We start from the raw sequence: 26,923 nt of genomic DNA, 5'->3' as shown, positions 1-26,923 counted from the left end.
TGTGCCGTGTCAACTTCGGGTGAGTTGCAGGCCGGTAGTCGAGAGGCTGAAGTCCACGAAGCGGGCGCGGGCGTTGGGGGGATGCTGGGTCAGCAGTTGCTTGATCCGGCCCGCGGCAGTTTCGTCCTTGCCGAACAATAGCAGATACCCTCCGCCACCGGCGCCAAGCAGCTTGACGGCGCCCAGGCAGTCGTTGACCCGATCGAGAATTTGCTGCACCTCGGGCGGGTTTGTGCCGGAGTCCAAGCGCTGGTTCAACGTCCAACTGTTGCGAATGGCAGCCAGAAGCAGGTCGTAGTCGCACTTCTGGATCGCGGCGCTGGCGAAATCGGCATTGGCACCGATGTCGGCAATGATGCCCAGATGCGAGGGCGAGTTAAGGAAGAGGCCGCGGACAATCTCGGCGAGGATGTTCTTGGCCAGGCGCGTAATGCCCGTGTAATAGAGCAGGATCGAGCGGTTGGCGTAGTCGTGGTCGAAAAGGTGATGCGGCAGCCAGCCGATGGCGGGCCTCTGGGCCAACCCAGCCGATGTCTCGATGAGCTTGATGCCGCGGAAGATCGCGCCCGCCTGGTCCTGCCAGCCGCCACCGGTGGTGAGCAACTGCTCCAGCGCCAGTGTGCGCGTGAACAGCGTGTTGCGATCCCAGTCCAACCCGCACAAATCACCCAGCGCGGCCAGCACCGTGGCCGCGAGGATGCTGCTGGTGCCCAGTCCCGAGCCTTTGGGCACGGCAGCGAGGAGGGAGATTTCAATGCCGGCGCCGAACTCGCGCAGTTGCTGCTCCAGCGAGCCGCACCCGCCTTGCGCGTGGAACCGGGGGAGAAACCCGGCGAGCGCGAAAGCGGCTTTGGCCAGCGCGAATGGGCTGTCGGGGCGGGAGAACGTGTCCAGCTCAGCGTAGGTGCGCACGCGCTCTTCGACACCGAGGTCAATCGAGCGCATAACCAGCTCGGGGCGTTCGGAGAGTTTGGCAAAGACCTGGATGGGCGGCTGGCCGTTGAGATCGGCGGCGACGTTGAGCACTTTGCCGCCGTGCTCGATGCAGTAAGGCGGCGTGTCAGTCCAGCCGCCGGCCAGATCGAACCGGATCGGGCTGCGGGCCCAGACGATCTGATCCTCCATGACGTTGCGTCGCGGGCTGGCGGGCAGGAGCCGCGTTTCCTGGACAATCATCTCCCGCAACCGGGCGAACGCGCCCGCCTCAAACTTCTCCCAGCCCGGCCCGCCGCGATGCCGCAGCACAGCGGAGCGGAACATCTGGTCGTGAACCAACTGCATCGGGTCGTCGTGGTCGTCGAGCTGGAGTTCGGGCAATGCGCCGGCGCCTGCGGCAAAGGCGCGCGCCGTCGCTTCAAGGTCGAGCCGGAAGAACACGCTCCAGCGAAAGTTCCTGAGCATCGGCGAGAGGCAGGCCTGGCGCAGACGGGAGCGTTGCTCGTAAATGCGGCGCACGTTGACTTTGTCGAGGATTTGTTGCGCGGAAAGCCGGGGCAGCTCGCACCAGCGACGGGCGAAGCCAGTCTCGCGTTGGGGCGCGGTTGCAAACAGCCACTCGATAAACCGCGGATCGAGCTTGGCTTCCGGCAGAACCGGAAAGAGCGCGCAGGATTGAAGATCGGCCTGCGGATCAAGGGCGCCGTCTTCGGGCCGAATACCACGCGCAGCAAACCAGTCAGCGGGCGGGCGGCCAAACCAGCGGGTGGAGGCGTCGCCGAGCGGTCCCTGGAAGGCGTCGTTGAAGCCGTAGGCGCGAACGCAGATTTGGTCCTTTCCGATCGGCACGAAGTCCAGGCAGACGCCGGCCGGCAGGCTGAGGGCCCATTCGTTTTCCGGCACGCCGGTGAGCACGTGCTGCGAGGCAAGCTGCCAGCCCGACGGCACCACGCTGTTCTCTACCCATAGCGTGTGGTTGCCCTGTCGGCGCAAGGCGGCGTCAAAGCGTGAGTTTTGGGTCACCTGGTCCGGCTGCTGACGCGCACCCGTCCGGCCGACCTTGGTTTCATCCAGGACCAGGTTCTGCAAGGCCGAGACCGACTCGATCATCTGGCCGTTCGTGCCGAAGTGATAGAACTCAGCTTCGGGCAGCGGCACCACGGCGCAAGTCAGCGCATTAACCGCTGCCTCGCGAGCCGTGGGCGTTTTGCCGAGGGCGAGGCCAAACTCGGCGTAGAGCTCGTAGCGGCGCGGTGCGCCGCCGGCGAACCGGCTCGTCTCCCAGCCGCACCGTTCCATCAGCACCTCCACCGCCCGCTCGCTCAACAGCCACATGCCAGTGTCAATCAAGCAGAGATAATCCTCTGCTAACTCGCGAATCTTTGTCGCGGCGGGCTTCTGCAGGAAGAACGCCAGTTCGGTCGGATGAGCGCGCGGGGAAAAGAACACGCCGAAGTCCTTCGCCCTCTCAGGCGCCACTCTCATGCCAAGACCGAGGACATCCACTTCAGGGAAGGGCGGCAGATCGCGAGTGAAGCGCAGCAGCACGTCCCCGCTGGTAACCAGGGCGGCGGTGCGTGGCCCGGCATGGGCCAGGACGCGCTGGTAGTCAGGCAATTGCACATCGAGCAGCGACTGGTCCAGTCGCTGGCCGCGCGACCAGCGAAACACGGGGAGCGGCATGAGCAATTTGCCGACGGGCGCGTAGGCGGGCAGACGCCGGCTCAGGCCACCCGCATGCAGGATGAGCTTGCGGCTCTGGCGGAGCCAGGCGGCAAACGACTCGGTGGGGGCGCTTGCGCGCCAGGCTTCCGCCAGGAGATTAGCCGTGCCGCCCCCTGATCCCAAGGGCTGACCGGGCGGATCGCAGGCTGCAATCCATTCGGGCCGTCGTCGGCCTTCCAATGCCTCGAACTCCAGCACCATGCGTGGCGGGAGAGTCAACAGGTACTGCAAAGGAACTTCGGTGCCTGGCATAGCTGTGGCCGGAATGATGGGAAAGACCCGCCGTGCCTGTCGAGCGGATTTGCGCAGAGGAGGTCGCCGAAACAACAGCAAGTTTCAGAACTCACAGAACGGCGCGAGCAGACGCAACGCAAGGAACACCCGGAAACGACAATTATTTGTGAAACCGACAGCCGGAAAGATAAGTCTATAAAAGGAGCGAGTACCTTGAGATAGGCAGCCGTCCTGCTATCATCACCGACTATGTGTGCCACTTCATCGGCTGAGCGCGCGCAGGTTAAGACACCTTCGCGCGGTCGCGCTCTGCCTGCGCGACCGGCCATAGGCGCGGCCGCGGGCGCTCCGGGCACGACGGTGGACTTGATGCATTCGCGCGTAGATTTGGGCGATTCTGTGCGGGTGGCCATTATGGTTACTCCCCGGCGAAGAGGCGTATTTCGCGAGCAGGCCCGCGAGGTGCTGGCGGCGCTGCAAGCCGTGCTTGAGCGTCAGCCCGAGACAATGGTGGTCACCGTCCTGACGGTCTTCCTCAAGAACCTCCGCGACCAGCCGGCCTTCGAGGAACTTCTCTCCGACCTCTTCAACTCCAACGCGCCCGTAGCCAATTTCATTCTGCAACCGCCTTGCAACGGCGCTGCTTTGGCTCTTGAGGCCTGGGCAATCGGAGGTGATTCAGTCCGCGTCGAGCACTTCGGCTCACGCACGCTTTCGGTCGCCTACGACGGCGTGCGCTGGATCTACTGCGCCGGCTTCAAGCCGACCTCCGCATCCCGGGGAGTCTATGCGCAAACGCTCGATGTCCTGGAACACACCCGTGCCGCGCTGGCCGAAGCCGGCAGCGGTTTCCAACACCTAGTCCGCACGTGGTTCTACCTGGGCGGCATTACCAGGCCCGAGGGCAAGGTCGGGCGCTATCAGGAACTAAACCGTGCGCGGTCGGACTACTACCGCGGGGTTCGCTTTCGCTGCAGCTCGCTGGCCCCGGCGGCGGCGCAGGGCGTTTACCCGGCCAGCACCGGCATTGGCATGGGTGGCCGCGGACTCGTAATGAGCTGTGTTGCGCTGGAGACCCCGCGCGACGATATTGTGCTGCTCCCGCTGGAGAATCCCCGGCAAACCCCGGCTTACGCCTACGACGCGAGGTACTCATCGCAGAGCCCGAAATTCTCGCGCGCCGTTGCCCTAATGCTGGGGGACTGCCTCACCACCTGGGTTTCCGGTACCGCCAGCATCGTTGACTCCGAGACCTGCTACCCGGGCGACCCCGAAAAGCAAACCGAGCAGACGATTGACAACATCGAACGATTGATTGCGAAGGAGAACTTCAGTCAGCACGGTCTCGAAGGCGCCGGCGCCAGCCTTCGCGACTTGGCCAAGATCCGCGTCTATCTCAAGCGTCCCGAGGACCTGCCCAGATGCCGGGCCATCTGTGAGCAGCGCTTTGGTGGGGTGCCGGTCATTTACGCGGTGGCGGACATTTGCCGGCCCGATTTGCTGGTTGAGATTGAGGGGGTTGCCTTCTCCCGGTATTCACGCGCCGCGGCAGCACCCTCCGTGAGCATTCAGCCGCGTCGGGTTTAGCAGGGAAGCTGAACTCGGTCGCCTTGTGCCCGGGCGTAATGGGGCAGTCGCGCAAACGTGGCTTCCTGCAATCCACGGCTGAGCCCGAAATTACAAACCTGACCGGGTTGTGTAATTGCCCCCTGGTCACAGGTAGGTGATGCTGCGGGCGAACACCGGAACAGGATTGCGTATGAAACGAATACAAAAAGAAGAACTTTACGACTACCTCAGCCAATTCCTCAAAGCCAAGGGAATCGAGATGAAGGATGGCAGCTACCCGGCGGCCATTCAGAAGGGATGCTCTTTCCTGGCCGACGCCATCAACCTCAGCCAGAAAGGCATCACCCGGGCCAGGGTCGAGATTGACAAAAACCTCGACCGGATGCGGCAGGTAATCCACGAGAAGACCGCTCCGAAACCTGCGGCCAGGCAAGCTGCCAGGCCAAAATCCGCTCGACCTCCCAAGCTTCAAGCCCAACAGCGGAAACGAAAGTCGTCGAAACGCTGAATTGACCAGCAGTGGCGGGCGATCCCTGAGCCTACCGCTCTTCCGCCTGGTTTTGGTGTGCGCCGGGCTTCCGGCGCATGCCAAGCCGCTCAGGAGCATTTGGCACCCCCGGTTTGATGTATGGCAGGGGGACCTGCTCGTCCCGGGAATGACTCCTAACTACCTGTGGACGCTACACTTACACCGCATCCGCTTGGCATGTGGCCTGCTAACTCATAAATGAGATTATGATTGGCAATTCAGCTCTTGTAGGGTTGGCGCGTGTTTTCACAGTAAGCCTGGTGTTATGGGTCTCCAAATCCTCTCTGGCGGGTGCGGAAGCGAACATAACGCGCACAAACTGGTCTGACCGCTGGATCACGAACGTTATCGAATTGACGATGCCCGTCAATCACTTTGTCAACGAGTACCACACCAACTGGGTCACGCATCTGCGGACAAACGTTTTCAACGTGTACGCCACCAATCACGTGCTGCGCACTGAGACCAACCGGGTAGTCGTGGACGCATTTCAGACCAACTACGCGGTTTCCTTTCATACCAATTGGAATATGCGGCGGGTCACCAACCACGTGGTGGTGGATGCCATCTGGACTAACACGGTAGTCGAGTATCGCACCAACCGGATTGAGAAGACGCAGATCAATCCGGTGACCGTCACTCTGCTCCAAACCAACATCGTCAACAACTATCAAACTAATTGGAGCACGCTCAGCTTGACCAACTGGGAGACGGTGGTTCTGTTCAAAACCAACTGGCTCTCACAACCGGTTACCAATTTCATTCAGGTGGATATGCCCGCCCGGGCGGCAGCCGCAGTGTCGGCGCAAAGCGAACCTGTTCCACCGCAGGCAGCCTTGACCGAACCTGGATTCCCCGCGCCCTCTGTTGATTGGACCGGCCCGCTGGCCATCGAAGCCGCCCGGACTTCCCGGCCTCCGGCCAACGATCTGGTCGAGGTGCGATTGAGAGTCAGGTGGACTGGCCAGACTGCAAATCCGCTGCAAGTTCAGAACTGGCGTGTCGAGCGAGAGGATGGAGCCGTCTTCCTCTTTGGCCAGGAACAGGAGATTAAACGGCAGCTTCCACTCGGCAAATACAAGGTCGAAGCCCGCCTGAAGGCCAATGACGACAACCCTCCTCTGGTTGCACGCGGCACGCTGGTCGTGACGCTGCGCGATGCGGTCGTCCAGCAGTACCTTTGGGTGAAGAAGTAACCCTGCCGGCCGCCGGGCATCAGTTCTTGTTCAACAACGCGTTGGCTTTCCGGTTTAGCTCGTCGGAGAGGTTGGCATCTTTCACCGCCCGAGCCAGGTCCCTGGCTGCCGGCCGGTCGGGTTTGCGCAACGCCTCGGCCAGGGTCATGGCGGCGAGGCCGGCTTCCTGCTGGAACTGCGGATCGCGCAAATAGGGTTTGATCGCGTCCGCCGCCTTCTTGTCTGGCACCGAGGCAAGCGCAGACAGCAGCAGCTTCTTCTCCTCGTCGCGCCGGGCGGCATTCAGCGCGGAAAGCGCAACCTCCACGCGAGCCCCGGGCGGCTCTCTGTCCGCCGCTTTTACCAGCCGCGCGACGGCCTGGACGGCCAGCACATTGTGGGTACGCGTCGTGTTGGGATCAGCAGCCACTGCCAGAAGCTCCTTGTTGGCGGCAAAATCCGGCCAGTTAGCCAAGGCGCGAATCGCAGCATCTTTGATTTCTGCTTTGCTGCTGTTCACGAAACTGGAGACGGCGCCAAGAGCTTCTTCTTCGCCCAGCACCGCGAGCACCTCCAGGAGCGGAGCCAACTGTGTCGGCGCGGCGGCTTGTGCCTGGGCAATCAACTTCTGAGCGGCGGCGGCCTTGTCCGTGGTGCGGCCGGCAACGGCCTGCAAGGCAGGCGCGGCGCCGGCTGCTCGGCCTGCCAGCACAAGCTGAATCAAGCCATCCAGTTCGCTGTCGGTTCCCAACCTGGCCAGGGCGGCGCATGCCGCGGCGCTCACCGCAGGGTCGGGTTCTCCTGCGTACTTCAGCAACGCGGGCGCAGCCGTCTTGTCGTTCCTTGCTGCCAAAGCCTCCATCGCCACGGCGCGCGACCGGCTGCCGCCTGCTCCGGCCAGTTTGCCAATAGCCGCGCCGGCGTTGCGGTCGGAGATGCTCGCGAGCGCGCCCGCAGCTGTCCTCCGCGCGCTGGCCGAACCGGCGACAGCGGTCTGGAACAGCACCGGGATGCTGGCCGCACTGCCAATCTGGCCGAGCCGTTCGAGCGCGGCCAACTGCACCGATTCGTCCGGGTCGCTCGCGGCGGCGATGATCTCTTTCTCGGCGGAAGCGTCGAGCACCCGCAACGCATAGGTCTTGGCGGTGGATGGAAGTCCCGGCAACAGAGGCACAAGAAAGGGGCCGACCTTAGCCTTTTCAAAAGCGGCTGTGGCCGCGGATACCGCCGCAAGCTGCAGTTCCGGCTGCTGCAGTCGCAGGGCCGCCTCGATATAGGGCCGGGCCGTGTGCGGATCGGCCTTGGCCCAGCCGATCAGAGCGGCCGCGCGCACCTGAACCGGCGCAATCGGATCCCTGGCGCTTGCCTGCCTGGCGCCGCCCAGATAAAGCCGCTTGAAGACGGCCTGGGCCGAAGGATCGCCAACGCCGTCCGAGAGGAGGCGGTTGCCGGCCATGACCAATCCGTCGGCGGCACCGACAACGCCTCTGTCGTAGGCCCTCCACAACGCGCTCACCGCTTGAGCGTCGGCGATCTTTCCCAGTGCGGAAGCTGCAACAGGGGCGGTCTCCTTGCCGCTCAGTTCACCGCTTATGAGCTCAACCGCGCGGCTGTCCCGGCGCTCCCCGAGCGACTGAATGAGTCCTATCCTCCAGTTGACCTCGCCGCCCCGCTGGAGCGCCGCGCGCAAGCGGTCGCCCGCCGTCGAGTCAGGATTCTTCTCCAGAGCCCGTCGTGCACATTCCTTCAACTCCACGTCCGAACCATCGAGCAATGCCGCCAGCGCTGCGACCGATTCCGCCGCGCCGATATACTCAAGCTGGCGCACGACCCAAACCTGCGCCGGCTGAGGCACTGCTGCGTCGGTGGCTTTAGCGGTAAGGACTCCGGCCAGTTCGGCGCGCTCAGATTCCGCGCCGGGACGGGCGGCATTGGCCGCCAAGGCCTGCAATTCCATTTGCGCGTCATAGCGGTCTTCCACCTTGGCGGCGGCGAGCCTGGGCAGGAGGTCGGTGACCGTTTGCTCCACGCCCGCAACGGCTGGCAGCGTGGTCATGCTGAGGAAGAGAAATCCCCAGACTCGAATGCTGCGCCACCCAAGGCGAGCCTGGGCGCTTCGCCATCGTGCGAAAGCCACCTCAGTTATCATAAGACTTGCTTCATAATTTCGTCTCCGGGCAGGTAGTCAGAAACAGCCCCTGCCTCCCGGCGGCGGTTGGTTAGGCTGGCCGCGATCATCCTGGCGGCCGGAAATGGCGGATTGGGGGAGGCTCATATTACGTATGGGGTGCGACGCGGGCGATCCAGCCAGCGGCTGGCTGCGGCGTCACCTATGATTTCCTCCTTCACCGGGTCCCACTTGATAGGCCGGCCGAGCCGTTCGGCGATGCCGTTCAGGTGGCAGATAGTTGCGGTGCGATGCCCGATCTCAGCCGGGCAGATGGGTGGCTTGCGGCTCTTAATACAATCCAGCCAGTTTCCCTCGTGATCGTATGATTCGTAGAGGTGAATGTCGCCGGGAGCCAGTGGCCGGTTCTTTAGCTCGGCGGGGGTTGTGTCCAGTCGGTCGCCACGGCTGACCAGCACCTCGCCCGACTCGCCGATGAACTGGATCATCTGACCGCTCTTCACCGGATGGTTCTTCCAGACCCGCGTGCCGTCAGCGTAAACGTGGGATTGATACTCGGCGCCCTCGAGTCCTTTGGGGATGAACTTAACCGGACCGGAATCGTCCATGCCGAGCGCCCATTGAATAATGTCGAAGTGGTGCGCGCCCCAATCGCCGTTCTTGCGTGAGCCGTATTCCCAGAAGCAGCGCCAGCCGCCACCGTAATTGCCCTCGACCCGCTTCTTGTGGTAGGGATACCAGGGCGTCGGCCCCAGCCATCGGTCATAGTCGAAGCCGTCGGGGATGGGCTCCTCCGGCAGCGTCTGGGCGGGCGGGAATTCACCTATGTGCGTGTAGATGGTGTGGACCTTGCCGATCCAGCCGTTGCGGACGATCTCACACGCCTTGCGAAAAGCGCGCTCGGAACGCTGCTGGGAACCCACCTGTAATATCGCCCCGTATTGCCGGGCGACGTCGCTCATCAGGCGGCCCTCCTGGACCGTGAGCGTCATGGGCTTCTGCACATAAACATCCTTGCCGCTCCGCATCGCCGCCACCGAAATCATTGCGTGCCAATGGTCCGGCGTGGCCACGACCACGGCGTCAATGTCCGCGCGCTCCATAACGCGCTCGTAATCGTTGTAAGCGTCGCAGCCCTTGTAAGCGCCGCTGGCCTTTGGCGCCGCGTAAGACTTCTCGGTTTGGGTCCTGGCCCGCTCGCGCCGGCCGCGGTCCACGTCGCACACTGCCACCACCTGCGCTTCTGCGCGCCCGAGCATGATGTGATGGTGCGACCCCATCATCAGCCCCATGCCGACCAATCCCATGCTGATGCGACTATTGGGCGCGTTCCGCCCGAACACGCTCGTGGGGACAATGGTTGGAAAGGCGACCGCCGCTCCTGCGGCGGCAGCGGTCTTGAGGAATGCGCGGCGGGTGAAAGGCTGGCTTTTCATTGCATCAAACGCGTCGAGCATGGCAAACCGCCAAGCCGCCTGTCAAACCAACGCGCCCGTCAGCAGGCAGCCGTCTTTCACTCTCGCCCTGCGGCTGGCTACGGCGCCTGGACCGCAGCAGCGCTGCCGGGCCTTGCATTCTCCACCGCCTGGGGATCATCGGCGTCTTGCTGCTCAGCCGGAACGGTCCAGACCACCTCGATCGGTTCGGGGCTGTGCAGGACCTCGTCCACACTCATTAGCAGCGCGCCATATTCCCTGAGGTGCTTGAGTTCCTCGACAACGGTTTGATCGGGCAGTCCGAAGTGAGCGTGGTAATGGTCGGTGACGATGAAGACGACGCGTTGTTGCGAGTCTGCGCCGACCGCTTTGAGGCCCACACCAATCCCTTCGATGGCGGACTCCAGGGTCCCCACGAAGGCGACTTCCTTGTGAAAACGCGCAATATGTCCCTGGTTGAGGTAAGCCAGCCCGCCCTTCTGCGTAAGGAAGATCCCGCGAAATGCCCGGTCGCAAACATCGTCCACATCGCCCAGGCGGCTGGCCCAGCAAGGAATGGGCCCGAACATATCTTCATGAGAATTGCCGTAATGTTCGGCCATCTTGCGGTAGATCAGCAAGGTAAACCAATCATGCCGGATCGAAGGCCGGCCGAGTACGTCCTCCAGCCACAAATTCGGCAACAGCCTGGCTGCCGGGACCGGTTGGGCGGCAGACTCGGCAGGTCTGGGTTGGGCGCTAACGAGTTTGGGCTCGTGCTTGGGGGCTTCCGGTGGTTTCGTTTCAACCTTTGGCTGCGGCAGCTTCACGACAATCGGCCCGGGCCGCCGATCCGATGGCGTCACCACCTGAGCCGGGCTGGGGCTTTGACTCGCACCACTGGCCTGAGGCGAAATCCCGCCGTGCAAATTGATGGCCGGATGATTGAAGACCGCTGTCAATTGCACCGCCGTGAGCCGCAGGTAATTCACCGGTTGGCTCAAGTCAATAAATCGCTCCTCGCCATTATCTCCCACCACCTTCAGGGTGTGCTCCGGCCCTTCGTCTAGATAGCGTTCACCCCCATCGGGGGTCCTGCGTTTGAAAATCAAGCTTGGCGGCGACAGCTTGATCACCAGGTGCCTGGGCAGCAGCCCGCATTTATCCGGGGACTGTAACAGCGTCAGGGATTCCTCATTCAGCGGCCACCGGCGGCGCTCGATAACGCCGCCTACTTTGGCCGCGAACTGGATGTCAAAACCCGTCGGGGAGGCGACATTGGAAAAGACCACCACCTCCTTGCCCTGACCGAGCGCGGCGGTGGACACGTAACGTTCATTGAGGACCTTTTCGAGCTTGGCGGAGTCGTTGTTGCCTTTCTCGAAGCTGAAGAACTCCCCGTCCAATTCCACCCAGTCATGGAGCGCACCCACCTGCAGGGCATGGGGCTTATGCATCAGGCCCTGGTTGATGAGGCTGTTCAGGCCGGGGAGGTTTAACCCGATCGTGGCCAGCGTCTCCTTGCCCTGGAGGCAGTGAATGTGCACCCGCCCTTCCTTGTCAATCTCCACCCGGAAGCGCGGGGGGAGGTTGGCCGGCTGAACCGAGGCCGCTCCCGCAACAGGCACCGGCGTCGGGTGGGCCATTTGTTGCGTCAGTTCCTGGCTGCCTCGGGCGAAAGCCAGCCACTCGTTCAGCAGCCTCTGCAGCTTGGCGGCGCCCTCAGGGTCTCTAATGGACACCGTCTCACCGGTCACCCTTACGTGATCGAAAGTGATTTCCAGGCCGGCGGGGGTTCCGGGCAGCTTCCCGCGCGCTCTCCACTTGTAAACGTCCAGTTGGCTCCAATTGCGCAATGGCAACAAGGAGATCGTCTCGCCCCCGATGGTCATCGTATAGACCTCCGCCGCGCTGCCGCCGGCGGTGGCGGCAATGCTCTTGCTGACGGTTATCTCGCCCCCGCGACCGGATCCGACTGTCCCGAATGCCTGCGTGTGAATGTCACTCATGCGCCGACCGTGTCGGCTGTCACTCTAATGATCCAAATCGGTCGCTGCAAGCCTTCCCTGCGACGATGGCGCCTCAGGAGTGCTTGCCTGTGCGGGCTGGCACTTTGGAGGGGATTGGGTCGAGGAAATCGGCAAAGGGCCGGGCCGGGGCTACCGGTTACATGGCCCTGGATTTGCTGTATCGCAGAGTGCAGGCCAAGCGCCTAGCTATGACACTGAACCAGGCTATTAAGTTATCTGAAACGTGCGCCGAGCAGATGAATGCCCGGTATAAGAAGGTCGTTTTTGACGAGTGGGCGATAATTTCGCTGGCGAGCCGCAAGGGACGACTGCTGTCCTACACCGGGCCCCGGAAGAGGGGGTTCCAGAAGAACTTCCTGACCGACATGGGGGACTTGCGGGACGGGCTTATCCACGTTGAGCACGGAGTGGGGGATTTCGAATTTGCGCGCCAGGGAGTGGGGTCGGCGTTCGAATCGTTCATGGTAGTCGGGCGGGGGATCTACTTGATTTGCAACAACACCGTCCAAACTATGGACGCGATCGCCCAGGATCCGCTTTGGCTGGCGGCGCAGGTGCCCTATGTGGAATTGAGCGAGAAGTTCCGGGGCGATCCGTTGCGCACGGTGCGCTAATCCGGACTTTAGGTCCCCAGTCCCTGGTAGAGGAAGACGGCGTAAGTGCCGGTCAGGATCCACCCCATAAAGCGAGGCAGCCGCCCAAGGGTTGCTATGAACAAGAAGTGGACCACCGCGGTTCCGAGGAGGATGGCCACGCCTGTGTGGAAGAACGGCGGCACCTTAATGGGATGGTAAAGGGCGAAGATGCCAATGCACAGGGGAATGCTGATATGGCCGTCGCCCACCTGCGAGGTGTAGACGACTTCAGGATTGCCGCGCCGGGCGTAGTAGAAGGCGAGTAGGGCGTTGGGCAAGACCATGAGCCAGCCGCTGAGCCACCCCAGATGCCGGGCGCTGACAAAACCTGTCTGGATGCCTGACAACCAGCCCACCAGCCAATTGGTGCTGAGGTAGATCGCGTAAGCGCCGATGGCCAGCGCGGCCAGGTCGAGAGGCAGCATCCAGCTAAAGGACTTGTTCTGGCGGACGTTGTTCTTGAGCACGTCGAACACGTGGAAGCACTGCCAGAACAGGAACAACCCGACGAGAACCAGGCCGTCCCCGAAATCAAGAGTGCCGTTGCGCGCCAGGGCCCAGACCGCACCGGTGAAGAACAGGACAGCGGTCAGGGTGAGCAGGAGCGATAGCCGGTTGATACGGTGTTCCCTGGTGTTGGGCTTCTTTTTCCTGGCAGACCTGGCGACCGGAAGCACGCTCATGCCCCAGAGCATCGTGGGCAATCCAATGATCAGGGTCATGTTGGTGACGTTGTTGACGAGGGAATTGGTCAGCACTTCCGCGCCGGGGCCGCCTTTGGCGCCGAGGACGAAGGCGAAGATCAGGTTGCCCATGCCCGAGCAGTAGGGCATGACAAGCGTGCCGAGGACCGTGCCCTCGACACCGCTCTCGCTCATCGCCTCGAGCCGCCAGATCATGAGAAAGGAGGCGGCTACGAACAGGCCAAGAAAGCACCACGGCGCCAAGGCACCCGTGCTTTCCATCCAGGTTACGAACGGTCTCAAGGCGGCGCAGTCTGGCAAACGGGCCGAGCCCCGCCAAGATGGTTTTGGTTGAGCCAGGCAAAGCCACAAATACCAATGACCGTGCCAGCCGGCGGCAAGCTGGCGCTCTGCGGGTGAGGCCGGCATTCGCCTCCTTGACAGTGAGCTTCGGAGAAACCCTTGCCGCGCGCGCTCTGCGGTCTACACTCCCCGAGCATGAACACAATGGAAAGGCCATTCTCACTGATCTGCTCCTGCCTGGTCCTGCTCGCGGCAGCCAGGATCACTGATGCCGCCGAGCCGGCCCGGTTTCTCCGCTTTCAGAAAGGGGAGAGGATTGCATACGGCATGCTCGAGGGCGATCAGGTCCGGCAGCTTACGGGAGATATGTTCGGCAAATGGTCCAAGACCAGGATTCGCCACCCGCTGAAGGAGGTCAAAGTGCTCACGCCCACCACGCCCACGCAGGTTCTGGCGTTAGCCGGGAATTACAGGAGTCACCTGGGCAATGAGAAGGTTCCTCCGCTGTTCCAGATCCCGCAGGCCTTCCACAAAGGCCCCTCCTGCCTGATCGCCACTGGGGAGCCGATTGTCCTGCCCAGGGATTCCACAGACGTTCACTACGAAGCTGAGATGGTCGTTGTGATCGGGAAGACCTGCCGCAAGGTGCCCAAAGAGAAGGCGCTGGACCACGTCTTCGGCGTTACTCCGGGCAACGATGTGAGCGAGCGGATCTGGCAGAACGACAAGGATCGCAAGGATATCCAGTGGTGGCGGGCCAAGGGGACCGATACCTTCGGCCCGGTGGGCCCCTGGATCCTCACCGGGGTTGACTATGGCAATCTCAAGCTGACGATGCGCCTCAACGGCCAGGTCGTCCAGGAAGAGAAGACCGATCATCTCATTCACGACGTGGCCGCCCTTGTGAGCTACATCAGCCAGTATGTCACCCTGTATCCGGGCGACTTGATCTTCACCGGCACGCCGGGCAAGACCTCCGCGATGAAGCCCGGCGATGTCGCGGAAGTCGAGCTTGAAGGGGCCGGGATTCTGAGAAATCCGGTCGTTGCGCAGTGAGAGGGTAGGAGATCCGGGCTAGGTCTTGCCCAGCTTTTCGGCGACCGCTTCCGGGGTCATGCCGTAGAGCTTGATCACCTTATGGCGCGAGGTGTGGCCGCGGAGGATATCCACCCGGTTTCGCGGGCAGTGCAATTGCAGTGCCAGCACCTTGAGCAGGGCTTCGTTGGCGGCGGCGTCAACGGGCGGAGCGGTGACTTTGATGCGGAGTTCGCTGCCGAGGGCTTCGCCGATTTCGTTGGCGGAGGCCCGCGGCTGGAGCTTGACCGACAGCAGGACCCCGTCGGGTTGGGCGCGAAGAAACGGCGGCGTGCTCATTGGTTGCAGATCAATTCTGGCCCAGCGCGGCACGGAAAGCTAGAGTTTATGCCCAGGAAAACTATGAACGAGGCGATAAGTGCGTTGGCAAGTTTGTGGGGAGCAGGTTCACCCGCGCAGCGCTGAGTACGCGCGGCGCGCAAAAGCAAATTCACTGGACGTACGGCACTGTTCACAGTCTCATCAGGTAACAAGACGGCTGGATTGCTTATTACGTCCTAATGCCAACGTCAGACAGCAGCGTATCGTCGACGGCCCCCTTGCGACCGCAGTTCGTCACCACCCACTGGTCAGTCGTGCTCCAAGCCCAGGACAAGGCGTCCGCGGGCTCGGATGAGGCACTGGATACCCTCTGTCGCACCTACTGGTATCCGCTTTACGCATTCGTGCGCGCATCGGGCTACCCACCGCATGCGGCGCAGGACCTCACGCAGGAGTTCTTTGCCCGGCTTCTGTCCAAAGATTACCTGCGCGCGGTGGACCCGGGAAAAGGACGCTTCCGGACCTTCCTGCGCATGGCTTTGAAGCGCTTTCTCGCCAATGAATGGGACCGTCTCAGCGCCCAAAAGCGCGGCGGGCTGCAGACTCATCTGTCCTTCGACACCTCACTGGCCGAAGAACGTTTCCAAGACGAGCGCGGCGGAGCGCTGACTCCCGACCGCATCTACGACCGGCGCTGGGCGCTGACCCTGCTCACAGAAGCCCTGGGCCGCCTGGAACGCGAACATTCGAGTGCCGGCAAGGCCGGCGAGTGGGATCATCTCGAGCCGCACCTGATGCAAGACCGTTCGGCGCTGCCTTACGCCGAAATCGCTTCCCGGCTGCAAACGACCGAGGGGGCGGCGCGGGTAGCCCTGCACCGCCTACGCAAGCGCTTTCGGGAGATCTTCCGCGAAACCATCGCCAATACCGTTGCCGACCCGGCGGAAGTCGAGAGCGAAATGCGGCAGGTCCTCGAGGCCCTGAGCCAGGCCTAGACAAAATGCGATGTAACATTCGGCGGGCATTTCTTATCTGAGGACATGAGCGAAAATGCTTCAAAGTGTCAGCGTTGCGGCGCCGAGCTGCCGCCCGGTCCAAAGGCCGGGCCATGCCCCCGCTGCGCGGCCCAGTTCCTCCAGGCCACCCAGACCGAGGCGCTTGGCGAGCCCTCCGGCCCGCGGCCTCGTTTCACCCCTCCTCCCGTAACCGAGCTGGCTTCCCTGTTCCCGCAGCTTGAAATCCTCGAGCTCGTGGGTCAGGGCGGGATGGGCGCGGTCTATAAGGCGCGCCAGAAGGAACTCGACCGCATTGTCGCGCTCAAGATTCTTCCCCCGGATATTGGACAGGACCCCTCCTTCGCCGAGCGCTTCGCTCGTGAGGCCAAGGCTCTGGCCAGGCTGAACCATCCCGGGATTGTCACCCTCTACGAATTTGGCCGGGCCGGCGGCGACACCAGCCGCGAGACCGCGCATCCTCAGCCCCTGTATTACTTTCTGATGGAGTTTGTCCACGGTGTAAACCTGCGGCGGGTACTTGAGGCGGGGCGCATGTCGTCGCGCGAGGCGCTGGCCATCGTGCCGCAGATTTGCGACGCGCTGCAGTACGCCCACGACCAGGGCATCATTCACCGGGACATCAAGCCGGAGAACATCCTGTTGGACCGGCAGGGTCATGTGAAGGTGGCGGACTTCGGCCTGGCAAAGCTGGTCGGCACAGCCGAAGCCGCCAGCGGAGAGGCAACAGCTATCTCACCCGCGAGCACCGGCGCGGGCACGGTGATGGGCACCCCTCAGTATATGGCGCCCGAACAACGCGAGCATCCGACCGAGGTGGACCATCGAGCCGACATCTATTCTCTGGGTGTGGTCTTTTACCAAATGCTAACCGGCGAGTTGCCGGCCGCGGGCAAAGTCGAAGCTCCGTCAAAGAAGGTCCTCGTGGATGCGCGGTTGGACGAAGTGGTGCTGCGGACGCTGGAGCAGGAGCCGGAACGGCGTTACCAGCAGGCCAGCCGGGTCAAGGAGGATGTGGAAACGATTGCGAGCACATCGTCTGGTGCGCACCCCCCCGGCGGTCAGGCGCACTCAAGCGCAAGCGCGGCGGCCATCGGGAAATCCCGCCGCGGGCTACAAGTCCCGGCCATTGGCCTGATCATCAGTGGAGTCATTAACGTTTTGCTGCCAATAGCCGCCACGCTCTCGGTAGGTTCTCACGGTGGACCGATAGCGATGGTGGTGCCGATAATGCTTATGGCAGGCATGGGCGGGTTAGTGATCGTTGGCGGGTCGCGCATGCTGCGCTTGCAGGCCTACGGCTTGTCAGTGGCCGTGAGCATTCTAGCCATGATCACACCTCCCGGCTGCCTGCTGGGTGTGCCCTTCGGCGTTTGGGCGCTGATCGTGCTGACAAAAAAAGAGGTGCGGGAGGCTTTCAGAAGCGGCGAGTCCGTTCAACCAGGAACTACGCCGTCCCAGCCGATTCCCACACCGCGCCGGGTTTCTGCAACGAAGTCCCTCCTCATAGCCGTTGTGTCGCTATTGCTTCTGGTCGCCGTGGCACTCGGTGCGTTCCTTTTTCTGACGGATCGCACACCGGTTTTGCTGACGAATCGCTCTCGCCGGGAAGCCGAATCCGCCCGCATCTCAGCGGTGAATCAGAGACTCGCAGGAGAAGCTCGGAGTCATTTGGATGCCGCCGGATACGCTTATCGCGAGGTCCAGGTGGCGGTCTATTCGCCGGGGTTTCCGGGAGGTTATTGCACAATAATCGGTTTGCGACGAATAACAGAAGACTCAGAAGTTCCGGGAGGTCTCAACCTGCGCCATGACGGCTCCGGCTTTTGGTTCTTCAATGGCTGGGGGGCACTCAGCAATGTGCAGTTTCAGGTGCATGCGGCCTACGAAATGGGCTTACCTCTGGAACAGCAACTGACTTTTGGCCCGGTCAACGAGCTGGTGGTTACTGGCGCGATTGATTTCGACACGGGCAAGCTCATCGACCTGCCTTTGGCACCCTCAGCCAACGACCGGGAGCCGGCACGCTATGACTGGCTCAACTCCGCCGAGGGGAAAGCTTGGATGCGAGAGCGTGGGATTGATGCCCTTGACGCCAACCGCGCACTGATCCGCGTTGACCTGCTGCTCATCAAGTTGAAAGACCAGGAGTGGAACTCGCTTACGGCAGATGCGCTGGCTGCGAAGATCAGGTCCCAAGCTCCAGCCACCGATGTTTTCAACACGCGAATCAACACTTACGGCTTCCAAACACGCGAAGGCCGCGAGGGCATGCTGCAAGTCCTGAATGCCAATCTCGCCCAAGGCGTCAAAATTCGCTACAAGCTGGTTGATGCTGCGCGTGACTTCGTCACTGGCCGTCCGTTCGCCGCGGAGCCATCCCCCCGTTAGCTCACCCGCGCAGCGTCGAGTGTTCCCGGACCCGCTTCCGGGGTCATGCCGTAGAGCTTGATCACCTTATGGCGCGAGGTGTGGCCGCGGAGGATATCCACCCGGTTTCGCGGGCAGTGCAATTGCAGTGCCAGCACCTTGAGCAGGGCTTCGTTGGCGGCGGCGTCAACGGGCGGAGCGGTGACTTTGATGCGGAGTTCGCTGCCGAGGGCTTCGCCGATTTCGTTGGCGGAGGCCCGTGGTTGGAGCTTGACCGACAGCAGGACCCCGTCGGGTTGGGCGCGAAGAAAGGGCGGTGTGCTCATTGGTTGCAAATCAACTCTGGCCCAGGGTGGGGCAGAAAGCTAGTATGGAGTGCGCGGCTGGCAGGGCGCTGCGGGCCGTGGCGCCTTGAAACCGCATGAGGAACGTGAACATGATGTCTAAGTGGTTATTGGCCTTTTCGGCAGGATGGTTGCTGGCGGCGGGCTGCGCGTCCGAGCACACCCAGCCGGCGTCGCCGCCCGTGGCGCAACCAGCGGCGCCGGCCGCGCCGGCGCCCGCAGCCGAACCGGAGTCCGCCGTGGCGCTGCCACCAGGCGCGGCCCGGCCGCCCGCGCCGTTTGAGGGCGCGGGGTGGGAAGCGGTGTTCGATGGCAGGAGCCTGGCGGGCTGGCGCGAGACGCCGTTTGCCGGGCACGGCGAAGTGCTCTGCCAGAACGGTGTGATCGTGTTGAGCATGGGCGACCCGTTCACGGGCATTAACTGGACCAATGCGTTTCCCACGATGAACTATGAGGTGGCGCTCGACGCTATGCGCCTGATGGGTTCGGACTTCTTTTGCGGGTTGACGGTGCCGGTCGGGACTAACTGCTGCAGCCTGATTGTCGGCGGCTGGGGAGGCTCGCTGTTGGGCATTTCCAGCGTGGACGGCATGGACGCCGCGGAGAATGAGACGACCAAGTTCGTCAACTTCGAGACCGGCCGCTGGTATCGCATCCGAGTGCGGGTGACGGAGAAGAAGATCGAGGCATGGGTTGACAACGAGAAGCTGGTGGACCTGGACACCGAGGACAGGAGGCTTTCGGTGCGGCCGGGCGACATCGAGTTGTCGCAGCCCTTCGGGCTGGCCGCCTGGCAAACCGCAGCGGCGTTGCGCGAGATCAAGTATCGGCGGGTGAGCGCGCCCGCGGGGAACGGCGGGTAGCACGGCTTTGCCTTGTTCCCCCTCTCCCCGCCATGCAGGGAGAAGGGGGGAGAAGCCGTCGGTCGCGCTTTACGGCTCAAGCCCGACTCTGCAGAAGCAGCAGGGCCCGCTCGGCGAGCGGGCCGTGCCAGTGTGCAGGCTGAATCCCTAAACGGTGTAGGTGCTGGAAGCGGTGGTCCCGCCGTGGCCGGTCCAGTTGGTATGGAAGAACTGGCCGCGGGGCTGGTCAACGCGCTCGTAGGTGTGCGCGCCGAAGTAGTCGCGCTGGGCCTGGAGCAGGTTGGCGGGGAGCCATGCGCTGCGGTAGGAATCGTAGAACGCCAGCGCGGTGCTGAATGCGGGCACGGGGATGCCCTTGCGGGCTGCCAGCGCGACCACCTTTCGCCATGACCGCTGGCAATCTTTGATCGCCTTGCGGAAGAATGGATCGAGCAGCAGGTTGCTCAGGTTCGGATTCCTGTCGAACGCTTCCTTGATTTTGCCAAGGAAGACGCTGCGGATGATGCAGCCGCCGCGCCACATGAGGGCGATGCCGCCGTAGTTGAGGTTCCAGTTGTGTTCCCTAGCGGCGGCGCGCATCAGCATGTAGCCTTGCGCGTAGGAGATGATCTTCGAGGCGTAGAGCGCGTGCCGGATGGCTTCCACCAGCTCCTTCTGGTCGCCTTTGATGGCGGGCCGGGGCCCTTTGAGCTTTTTGGCCGCGGCCACGCGTTCCTCTTTGAGCGCGGAGATGCAGCGCGCGTACACGGCTTCGGCAATGAGCGTGATGGGGATGCCGAGGTCCTGCGAGGAGATCACGGTCCACTTGCCGGTGCCTTTCTGTCCGGCGGTGTCGAGGATTTTGTCCACCAGCGGCTGGCCGTCGGCGTCTTTGACGCCGAGGATGTCGCGGGTGATCTCGATGAGGTAGGAGTTGAGCTCGCCCTGGTTCCATTCGGCGAAGACCTGGTGCATCTGATCGGCGCTCAGGCCCAGGCCGGTCTTCATGAGGTTGTAGGCCTCGCAGATGAGCTGCATGTCGCCGTATTCAATGCCGTTATGCACCATCTTGACGTAATGGCCGGCGCCGTTCTCGCCCACCCAGTCGCAGCAGGGCGAACCGTCATCAACTTTGGCGGAGATCTTTTGAAAGATCTCCTTCACGTGCGGCCAGGCTGCCGGCGAGCCGCCGGGCATGATGCTCGGGCCCCGACGGGCGCCTTCCTCGCCGCCGGAAACGCCGGTGCCGATGTAGAGCAGGCCTTTGGATTCGACGTATTTCGTCCGGCGGATCGTGTCCTGGAAAAGGGAGTTGCCGCCGTCAATGATGATGTCGCCCGCTTCAAGGTGCGGGAGGACCTGCTCAATGAACTCGTCCACGGCTTTGCCGGCCTTCACCATGAACATTACCCGCCGCGGCTTCTTCAGCCGGGCGACCATTTCCTGGATGGAATGCGCCCCGAGGACGCGGGTGTCTTTGGCTTCCTGGTTGAGGAATTCGTCCACCTTCGAAACGGTGCGGTTGAACGCCACGACTGTGAATCCGTGGTCGTTCATGTTGAGAATCAAATTCTGGCCCATTACGGCCAGTCCTATTACGGCGATGTCAGCTTGTGGTTCCATATTGTGTATTGTTGCAGGAATGCCGAACGATACAACAGTCCGGGGAATGCGCCAGCGCATTCTTGGGCCAGGCCGGCTGCCTGAGGCGCAGCCTTGCGGCGAGAGCTGAAATCCGATTGCTGACTGCCTAGTTCGCCAGCCCCGCGCCCGGGAGGTAGACCGTGAAGGTTGTTCCCTTGCCCGGCTGGGTGTGGCAATGCAGCGCCCCATTGCCTTTCTTGACCAGCAACTGGATGATGCTGAGCCCAAGGCCGGTGCCTCCCCGCGAGCCTTTGGTGGTGAAATAGGGCCGGAAGATCTTCGGCAGCACCTCCACTGGAATGCCTGGACCGGTGTCGCGCACCTGGATTTTCACCAGCGGCGCGGTGTTGTCCATGCTCTCCACATTGATCAGCCGGTCGTTTGGCCCCTCCTTCAAGGAGGCCAGGTCCAGCGGCGCGCGGAGCACCTCGCCGCAAATCTCGACGCGTTTGTGCTGCGGCGAGCATTGGAACGCGTTGACCGCGAGGTTTTTCAGAATCTGCATGAGATCCGTGCCGTCTCCCTTGACGGCCACGTCTTCGCCGAACGGCGTGACGCTGAACTCGTTTCCGTTGACGCTCGGGTGGATGCGCACGAGGGGATCGAGATCCTCGAGCAAGTGGCTGACGCTGACGGGCGGCGCGTCGGTGGCGGAGCGGTTCCGCAGGAGGTCGAGGTAACGCTGGGAAATCGCGACGCAGTTCCTGGTCTGGCGCAGGACGGCGCTCATCCGTTTCTTGATGAATTCCAGCTCCTCGCCCGCCAGTTGCTCCGCGCGGCTGATCCGCTCGTCCAGGAGCTGCACGTAACCGTTTATGACGGCGAGCGGATTGTTGATGTCGTGGATGATGCTCGCGAAGATGTCGCTGCGCGTTTGGGCGATTTGTTCCGCGATGCGCTGGTTGTGCAGCTCGGCGACCAACTGCTGGACTTTTTCCCCGTTGCCGGCGTGCCCGTTGCCGAGTGTGCGGCGCTGCATCGCCTTGCTGACGGCGGCGCGCATGGTCTGGAGATCGTAAGGCTTGTAGATGTATTCGCAGGCCCCCAGCCGCAACGACTGGAGCACCGTGTCGGCTGGAGCCTGGCCCGTCATCATCACTGCCTCGATGTCCGGTTTCAGGAACTTGAGCCGCTCCAACACGTCCACGCCAGACACCCCGACGCCCAGACGGATGTCCAGCAAGACGACGTCAATCTCATTTTCTTCCGCGAGCTTAATGGCCGTGGGCATGTCGTTGGCCAGGAACAGCTCGTATTCGCCCTTGAAGGTCATCTGCAACGAATCGAGGACGCCAAGGTCGTCGTCCACGATCAGCAGCGAACCGAGGCGTTCGGGTGCCGGCGAGTTGGCATGTAAATCTTCAGTGACTGCCATTTTGAAATGCCCTTTCTTGAATAGTATGCGTGATTCTACGACATAGGTTTTTGCGGTCGAGCAGAAACGAGCCCTGCCTGCCCATTTCCGACGCCTGTTGCTCGGGAATTTATGCCGGCGACGCCCGTGCCACGGCACAGGTTCAACGGCACTGCGGACGATTTCATTGTCTCAAATCCAAGGCAGAGTGTCCCGAAAGTAGACATCGCGGCGACACCGGCACTACGACGAGGACAGCTGAGCATGCTTCGTGCCTAAAATCAGCTGCAACTCCTGAAGGCGTCGTTAACGGGGTAAAATCTTTATAAACCACTGTACAGAAGGGGCTTGTGCGGGTTTGTATGGAGGGTGAAGGGGTGAGTTTGCGTAAGCTCCGGGGCCGCAATGGCTTACGTGATTGAACCTACGGTGTGGATACGGTGTGGATACGGTGCGTATACGGTGTGGTTCCCATGCGCGCCAGGGGTTGCTGTCCAGCAACGTCAAACTAAATCGATGGGTGTCCAGCCGGGTTTTCGGGGGCAACCCGCAAGCGCGCGGGACGCGGCGGCGGCGCGCGGCGAATGCTTCAATGCGGTTGAAGGAAGAAGGACCTCGGGCTGGCTGATGCCGGGGTTGCGGGCAGGGATCAGTGCCGGTGGGCCAAATACCTCTCCGCCTCAATGGCCGCCGCACACCCTTGCCCGGCCGCGGTGATGGCCTGGCGATAGACGCGGTCGGCGCAGTCACCCGCCACGAATACACCGGGCACGTTGGTGGCGGCTCCGCGCCGGGGGATGATGTAGCCGCCCTCATCCATGTCGAGGACGCCTTTGAAGAGCTGCGTATTGGGGAGGTGGCCGATGGCCACAAAGAGACCGGCGCAGTCGAGAACGGTCTCGGCGCTGGTCTTGACGTTTTTCAGGCGGACGCCCGTGACCTTGTCCTGGGTTACGTCGAGGACTTCGGTAATAACGGAGTCCCAATGGGGTTTGATCTTCGGGTTGGACAGTGTGCGCTCGGCCATGATCCTGGAGGCGCGGAGGGTGTCGCGCCGGTGGACCAGGTGCACGATCGAGCCAAAGCGCGTCAGGTAGAGGGCGTCTTCGCAGGCCGTATCGCCGCCACCAACGACCACCAGCGGCTGGTTGCGGAAAATGGGCAGCGCGCCGTCGCACGTTGCGCAGTAGGTCACGCCCTTGTTCTCGAGCTTGTGCTCGCTTTCCAGGCCGAGGTGCCGGTGGCTCGCGCCCGCGGCGATGATGAGGGCCTCGGCTTCAACGGGCTCGCCATCCACTGTCAATTTGAAGGGCTGGCGGGAAAGGTCCACGGCTTCGACGGTGCCGAATTTGACCTGCGCGCCGAAACGCTCGGCCTGTTTTTGCAGGCGCACCATCAGCTCGTAGCCGTCAATGCCTTCCGGGAAGCCGGGATAGTTCTCGACGATGGTCGTGGTGGTCAGGAGGCCGCCCGGCTGGCGGCCGGTCAGGACCAGCGGGCGCAGGTTTGCCCGCGCTGTGTAGAGCGCGGCAGTCAAGCCGGCGCAGCCCGAGCCGATGATGACGATTTTTTCCATAGGAAGGCGCAAGTTAGTTTTGCGGCGCGCGGTTGGCAAGCGGTGAGTAGGGCCGGCGGCGGCAAGAGCGCGGAGTTTGCGATGGTCTCGCCGCCCGGGACCCGGCTATGATTCGGCCATGAGATATTTGAGTTGGCCCTGCGTTTTGGTTGCCGGAACTGTGTTGGCGTCGCAGGTTGCGCTCGCGGACCGGGCGGATCAGCACATTAAGGAGCAGATGAAGCAGCACCGGATTCCCGGCCTCGCTTTGAAGATCATCCAGGACGGAAAGACGGTCAAGACGGCGGCCTACGGCCTGGCCAATGTCGAATTGAACGTGCGGGCCACGCCGGACACGGTCTTTGAGATCGGCTCGATTACGAAGCAGTTCACGGCGGCGGGGATTCTGCTGCTGGCGCAGGAGGGCAAGCTCTCGGTGGACGACAAGATCAGCCGGCATTTGCGGGACACTCCTTCGCCGTGGGCGGACGTGACGATCCGGCATCTGTTGACGCATACATCAGGCATCAAGAGCTACACCGGCCTGAACGGCTTTCAACTGTGGCGGCGCCTGACGCAAGAGCAGTTCATCGAAGCCATCGGCAGGCAGCCGATGGAGTTCCAGCCGGGTGAGTCGTGGAAATACTGCAACACGGGTTACAATCTCCTGGGGCACATCATCGAGAACGTCAGTGGGAAGAACTACTGGGACTTCATGAGCCAACGCATCTTCCAGCCGCTGGGAATGCTCGCGACGACCAACCGCCTGCCAAGCCTGGTCATTCGTAATCGGGCTGCCGGATATGAGCAGACCAATAAGGTGTGGATCAACCGGGACTCGGATTTGACGGAGGTGTTCGCCGCCGGGGCGATGGCTTCCACGGTGGGCGACCTGGCCAAATGGAACGCGGCCCTGGATGGGGAACGCCTCCTGAAGGCTGCCAGCAAGGAACAGATGTGGACGCCGACGAAGCTGAATGACGGCACGCTCAAGAAATATGGCTTTGGCTGGAATGTCGGTGAGTCGGAGGGACACAAGAATATTGGCCACGGGGGATCCACATCCGGTTTTTCGGCCTCGCTCCAGCGGTTCCCGGACGATCGGCTGACCGTTATTATCCTGACCAACACCGATCAGGAGATTGCGACGCCTCTGGCCAGGCAAATCGCGGCGTTTTATTTCAAGCAGCCCCGGACTGCGAAATAGGACGTTGGGGGTGGCTGGTGCGCTCCCTGCAGGGTCTGCCGCAATTATTGGTCGCCAGGGGGGCCCTGGTCTCATCCGGCGTGGCGGGCAATGTGTCGCAGTTGTCCGCGGCGCAGAGGCGGATGCCGAGACCGAGCTGCCGCACCAGCCAGAGTTTGACACGTTCCCCGGTTTGTTGTCTGATGTCCCGTGAACGAAACGAAAGGAATGCAGATGATACGCAACGTTATATCGAGGTGGTCACGATTTGCCGCGCTGGCCCTTTTGGTCCTGCCGGCGGGGAGCTTTAACGCTGCCGCTGCGGCCAATACGCCGGTCATTCCTAAATGGAGCCGTTTTGAACAGGAATTCAAGAGCAGCGTGCTTTATTCGAACGCCCTGCAGGACGCGTCGGTCACCGTGCTGTTCACTTCGCCTTTGGGCGAATTGAGGGAAGTGGACGGATTCTGGGACGGCGGCAGGACCTGGCGCGTGCGTTTCTCGCCCGACCAACCGGGCCGTTGGAGCTTCAAAACAACGTGCTCCGACGCCGCCAATCCCGGCCTGCACGGCCAGAAGGGGAGTTTCCTTTGCTCGGCCGCGATTGGGCTGACCCGTTTCCAGAGGCATGGCCAGGTGCGTGTTGCCCACGACCGCCGGTATCTCGAACATGCGGACGGCACGCCGTTCTTCTGGCTTGCGGATACAGCCTGGGCCGGGGCGCGCGCAGCGGAACTCAAGGACTGGCAGTTTTACGCGCAGACACGCACCCGCCAACGGTTCACGGTGGCCCAATGGGCGGTTGCGCCCGGGTCGGACGCCAGGAAGCAAGTCGCCTGGACTGGTTTCCCGGAGCGGATTGGCATCAATCCCGACTTCTTCCAGCGGCTGGACGCGAAACTGGAGGTGCTGAGCCAGGCGGGTATTCTGAGCGCGATTGTTCCTCTGTTGGAAACGCAGGCGCCAACGGATCCGAGCATGGTGCTGCCCGATGACCAGGCGGAGTTGCTCGTCCGGTATGTTGTCGCCCGCTGGGGATCGGAGCCGGTGGCCTGGCTGCTGGCCTTCGAAGGGGACGCCACAGGCAAGAACGTCGCGCGGTGGAAGAAGATTGGGCAGGCGGTGTTCGGCGACAGCGTCCACGCGCCAGTCGTGCTGTTTCCCGGTCAGACGCAGTGGGCCCTGGACGAGTTCCGGGATCAGAATTGGGTTGATGTATTCGGCTATCCCAGCATCACGGATGTCACGGACGACGCGTTCAAGTGGGCTGTGACCGGGCCTTTTGCCTCGGAATGGCAAAAGGAACCGGCCCGACCGCTGATCGCCTTTGCGCCCTGCGAGAACGGGACCACGCCGCAAGCCGGGAAACGATTCGCAGCGGACGACGTGCGGCGCGCGGTCTATTGGAGCCTGCTGCTGGCGCCGCCCGCCGGGATCAGCTATGCGGCCCAGGGAGTGGCGGACTGGGACACAACGGTCGAACCGACGCAGGATAAGATAAAGGGCACCGACCTGCCCTTCTGGGGCAAGGCTATGTTCATGCCGGCCGCCAAGCAAATGTCGCACTTGGCGAAATACATGAACTCGATTGACTTTTGGCGGCTGCGTCCGCAAGCGGGGGCGATTGCCACGCAACCCGGCTCCGAGTCACCACGACGGTTCATTGCCGCGGCCAGTGCTGATCCCAATACCCTGTCCCTGGTTTACGTGCCGGAGGACCGCACACTGGAGATGGTCCTGTCGGCGCTGCCGGCGGCGCCGGTGGTGAGCTGGTTTAATCCCCGCAGTGGCGAGAATAACGCCGCCGTGGCCGTGGTCGGGGGCAGCTCCTGCCAGTTCCCAACGCCCGATGCCGGCGACTGGCTGCTCCGGTTGAACGCGGGCAAATAGCGGCGCC

General features: G+C 62.5%; 20 protein-coding genes. 10 read left to right on the top strand and 10 right to left on the bottom strand.

Annotation, left to right across the window (positions count from 1 at the left end; translation table 11 throughout):
* Positions 1 to 9: 9 nt before the first annotated feature.
* Positions 10 to 2,913 (bottom strand): bifunctional fucokinase/fucose-1-phosphate guanylyltransferase, encoded by a 2,904-nt coding sequence (locus P5205_09210; protein ID HSA10534.1) that lies wholly within the window; start codon positions 2,911 to 2,913, stop codon positions 10 to 12.
* A 231-nt stretch (positions 2,914 to 3,144) separates the two neighbouring features.
* Here P5205_09210 and P5205_09205 point away from each other — a divergent pair, with 231 nt between their 5' ends.
* From P5205_09205 to P5205_09195, 3 genes are all read left to right on the top strand, one after another.
* Complete coding sequence (locus P5205_09205; GenBank protein ID HSA10533.1) at positions 3,145 to 4,482, top strand: dioxygenase; 1,338 nt, start codon at positions 3,145 to 3,147, stop codon at positions 4,480 to 4,482.
* Between the two features lie 172 nt (positions 4,483 to 4,654).
* Positions 4,655 to 4,972, top strand: a complete 318-nt coding sequence (locus P5205_09200) for a hypothetical protein (GenBank protein ID HSA10532.1) — start codon at positions 4,655 to 4,657, stop codon at positions 4,970 to 4,972.
* A 227-nt stretch (positions 4,973 to 5,199) separates the two neighbouring features.
* The gene (locus P5205_09195) at positions 5,200 to 6,189 is read left to right on the top strand and encodes a hypothetical protein (GenBank protein ID HSA10531.1); all 990 of its coding nucleotides are present in this window, start codon (positions 5,200 to 5,202) and stop codon (positions 6,187 to 6,189) included.
* Positions 6,190 to 6,208: 19 nt separating this feature from the next.
* Here the strand turns inward: P5205_09195 and P5205_09190 are convergent, their stop codons facing one another.
* The 3 genes from P5205_09190 to P5205_09180 all read right to left on the bottom strand — a co-directional run bounded on the left by P5205_09190 (position 6,209) and on the right by P5205_09180 (position 11,720).
* A complete protein-coding gene (locus P5205_09190) occupies positions 6,209 to 8,224 on the bottom strand; it encodes a HEAT repeat domain-containing protein (protein HSA10530.1) in 2,016 nt (671 codons plus the stop codon).
* A gap of 215 nt (positions 8,225 to 8,439) precedes the next feature.
* Entirely contained in the window at positions 8,440 to 9,753 is a 1,314-nt protein-coding gene (locus P5205_09185; GenBank protein ID HSA10529.1) for a Gfo/Idh/MocA family oxidoreductase, read from the bottom strand.
* Positions 9,754 to 9,830: 77 nt separating this feature from the next.
* Positions 9,831 to 11,720, bottom strand: a complete 1,890-nt coding sequence (locus P5205_09180; GenBank protein ID HSA10528.1) for a hypothetical protein — start codon at positions 11,718 to 11,720, stop codon at positions 9,831 to 9,833.
* A 209-nt stretch (positions 11,721 to 11,929) separates the two neighbouring features.
* Between P5205_09180 and P5205_09175 the strand changes: the two genes are divergently transcribed.
* Positions 11,930 to 12,355 (top strand): hypothetical protein, encoded by a 426-nt coding sequence (locus P5205_09175; protein ID HSA10527.1) that lies wholly within the window; start codon positions 11,930 to 11,932, stop codon positions 12,353 to 12,355.
* 8 nt (positions 12,356 to 12,363) lie between these two features.
* On the opposite strand, the gene P5205_09170 is transcribed toward P5205_09175, so the two are convergent.
* The gene (locus P5205_09170; GenBank protein ID HSA10526.1) at positions 12,364 to 13,362 is read right to left on the bottom strand and encodes a sodium:calcium symporter; all 999 of its coding nucleotides are present in this window, start codon (positions 13,360 to 13,362) and stop codon (positions 12,364 to 12,366) included.
* 195 nt (positions 13,363 to 13,557) lie between these two features.
* Here P5205_09170 and P5205_09165 point away from each other — a divergent pair, with 195 nt between their 5' ends.
* On the top strand, positions 13,558 to 14,418 hold the full coding sequence (locus P5205_09165) for a fumarylacetoacetate hydrolase family protein (GenBank protein ID HSA10525.1): 861 nt from the start codon (positions 13,558 to 13,560) through the stop codon (positions 14,416 to 14,418).
* A gap of 18 nt (positions 14,419 to 14,436) precedes the next feature.
* Here the strand turns inward: P5205_09165 and P5205_09160 are convergent, their stop codons facing one another.
* Positions 14,437 to 14,736 (bottom strand): DUF167 domain-containing protein, encoded by a 300-nt coding sequence (locus P5205_09160; GenBank protein HSA10524.1) that lies wholly within the window; start codon positions 14,734 to 14,736, stop codon positions 14,437 to 14,439.
* 221 nt (positions 14,737 to 14,957) lie between these two features.
* Between P5205_09160 and P5205_09155 the strand changes: the two genes are divergently transcribed.
* Together P5205_09155 and P5205_09150 are read left to right on the top strand one after the other, a co-directional pair.
* Positions 14,958 to 15,713 (top strand): sigma-70 family RNA polymerase sigma factor, encoded by a 756-nt coding sequence (locus P5205_09155; protein HSA10523.1) that lies wholly within the window; start codon positions 14,958 to 14,960, stop codon positions 15,711 to 15,713.
* A gap of 45 nt (positions 15,714 to 15,758) precedes the next feature.
* On the top strand, positions 15,759 to 18,122 hold the full coding sequence (locus P5205_09150; protein HSA10522.1) for a serine/threonine-protein kinase: 2,364 nt from the start codon (positions 15,759 to 15,761) through the stop codon (positions 18,120 to 18,122).
* Here P5205_09150 and P5205_09145 read toward each other — a convergent pair.
* Positions 18,119 to 18,427: a DUF167 domain-containing protein gene (locus P5205_09145; protein HSA10521.1), complete on the bottom strand. Its 309-nt coding sequence runs from the start codon at positions 18,425 to 18,427 to the stop codon at positions 18,119 to 18,121. The genes P5205_09150 and P5205_09145 overlap by 4 nt on opposite strands.
* A 110-nt stretch (positions 18,428 to 18,537) precedes the next feature.
* On the opposite strand from P5205_09145, the gene P5205_09140 reads away from it, so the two are divergent.
* The gene (locus P5205_09140; protein HSA10520.1) at positions 18,538 to 19,308 is read left to right on the top strand and encodes a DUF1080 domain-containing protein; all 771 of its coding nucleotides are present in this window, start codon (positions 18,538 to 18,540) and stop codon (positions 19,306 to 19,308) included.
* Between the two features lie 147 nt (positions 19,309 to 19,455).
* Here the strand turns inward: P5205_09140 and gnd are convergent, their stop codons facing one another.
* From gnd to trxB, 3 genes are all read right to left on the bottom strand, one after another.
* A complete protein-coding gene (gnd, locus tag P5205_09135; GenBank protein ID HSA10519.1) occupies positions 19,456 to 20,910 on the bottom strand; it encodes a decarboxylating NADP(+)-dependent phosphogluconate dehydrogenase in 1,455 nt (484 codons plus the stop codon).
* 127 nt (positions 20,911 to 21,037) lie between these two features.
* Positions 21,038 to 22,306: a hybrid sensor histidine kinase/response regulator gene (locus tag P5205_09130; protein HSA10518.1), complete on the bottom strand. Its 1,269-nt coding sequence runs from the start codon at positions 22,304 to 22,306 to the stop codon at positions 21,038 to 21,040.
* Positions 22,307 to 22,934: 628 nt separating this feature from the next.
* The gene (gene trxB / locus P5205_09125; protein HSA10517.1) at positions 22,935 to 23,861 is read right to left on the bottom strand and encodes a thioredoxin-disulfide reductase; all 927 of its coding nucleotides are present in this window, start codon (positions 23,859 to 23,861) and stop codon (positions 22,935 to 22,937) included.
* Between the two features lie 118 nt (positions 23,862 to 23,979).
* On the opposite strand from trxB, the gene P5205_09120 reads away from it, so the two are divergent.
* Positions 23,980 to 25,047, top strand: coding sequence for a serine hydrolase domain-containing protein (locus P5205_09120; GenBank protein HSA10516.1), 1,068 nt, complete (start codon positions 23,980 to 23,982; stop codon positions 25,045 to 25,047).
* A gap of 207 nt (positions 25,048 to 25,254) precedes the next feature.
* Entirely contained in the window at positions 25,255 to 26,916 is a 1,662-nt protein-coding gene (locus P5205_09115) for a DUF4038 domain-containing protein (GenBank protein ID HSA10515.1), read from the top strand.
* Positions 26,917 to 26,923: the final 7 nt, after the last annotated feature.

It is taken from the genome of Candidatus Paceibacterota bacterium (genome assembly GCA_035452965.1).
Classification (GTDB): Bacteria; Verrucomicrobiota; Verrucomicrobiia; order Limisphaerales; family UBA8199; genus UBA8199.
The sequence above is the reverse complement of the archived record's forward strand: the minus strand, read 5'-3'. Positions and strand labels throughout refer to the sequence as shown.

Excerpts from the sequence above, each read along its gene's own strand:
- P5205_09210 (HSA10534.1), bottom strand. The coding sequence starts at position 2,913 with ATGCCAGGCACCGAAGTTCCTTTGCAGTACCTGTTGACTCTCCCGCCA.
- P5205_09205 (HSA10533.1), top strand. The coding sequence starts at position 3,145 with ATGTGTGCCACTTCATCGGCTGAGCGCGCGCAGGTTAAGACACCTTCG.
- P5205_09200 (HSA10532.1), top strand. The coding sequence starts at position 4,655 with ATGAAACGAATACAAAAAGAAGAACTTTACGACTACCTCAGCCAATTC.
- P5205_09195 (HSA10531.1), top strand. The coding sequence starts at position 5,200 with ATGATTGGCAATTCAGCTCTTGTAGGGTTGGCGCGTGTTTTCACAGTA.
- P5205_09190 (HSA10530.1), bottom strand. The coding sequence starts at position 8,224 with ATGACCACGCTGCCAGCCGTTGCGGGCGTGGAGCAAACGGTCACCGAC.
- P5205_09185 (HSA10529.1), bottom strand. The coding sequence starts at position 9,753 with ATGCTCGACGCGTTTGATGCAATGAAAAGCCAGCCTTTCACCCGCCGC.
- P5205_09180 (HSA10528.1), bottom strand. The coding sequence starts at position 11,720 with ATGAGTGACATTCACACGCAGGCATTCGGGACAGTCGGATCCGGTCGC.
- P5205_09175 (HSA10527.1), top strand. The coding sequence starts at position 11,930 with ATGACACTGAACCAGGCTATTAAGTTATCTGAAACGTGCGCCGAGCAG.
- P5205_09165 (HSA10525.1), top strand. The coding sequence starts at position 13,558 with ATGAACACAATGGAAAGGCCATTCTCACTGATCTGCTCCTGCCTGGTC.
- P5205_09160 (HSA10524.1), bottom strand. The coding sequence starts at position 14,736 with ATGAGCACGCCGCCGTTTCTTCGCGCCCAACCCGACGGGGTCCTGCTG.
- P5205_09155 (HSA10523.1), top strand. The coding sequence starts at position 14,958 with ATGCCAACGTCAGACAGCAGCGTATCGTCGACGGCCCCCTTGCGACCG.
- P5205_09150 (HSA10522.1), top strand. The coding sequence starts at position 15,759 with ATGAGCGAAAATGCTTCAAAGTGTCAGCGTTGCGGCGCCGAGCTGCCG.
- P5205_09145 (HSA10521.1), bottom strand. The coding sequence starts at position 18,427 with ATGAGCACACCGCCCTTTCTTCGCGCCCAACCCGACGGGGTCCTGCTG.
- P5205_09140 (HSA10520.1), top strand. The coding sequence starts at position 18,538 with ATGATGTCTAAGTGGTTATTGGCCTTTTCGGCAGGATGGTTGCTGGCG.
- gnd (HSA10519.1), bottom strand. The coding sequence starts at position 20,910 with ATGGAACCACAAGCTGACATCGCCGTAATAGGACTGGCCGTAATGGGC.
- P5205_09130 (HSA10518.1), bottom strand. The coding sequence starts at position 22,306 with ATGGCAGTCACTGAAGATTTACATGCCAACTCGCCGGCACCCGAACGC.
- trxB (HSA10517.1), bottom strand. The coding sequence starts at position 23,861 with ATGGAAAAAATCGTCATCATCGGCTCGGGCTGCGCCGGCTTGACTGCC.
- P5205_09120 (HSA10516.1), top strand. The coding sequence starts at position 23,980 with ATGAGATATTTGAGTTGGCCCTGCGTTTTGGTTGCCGGAACTGTGTTG.
- P5205_09115 (HSA10515.1), top strand. The coding sequence starts at position 25,255 with ATGCAGATGATACGCAACGTTATATCGAGGTGGTCACGATTTGCCGCG.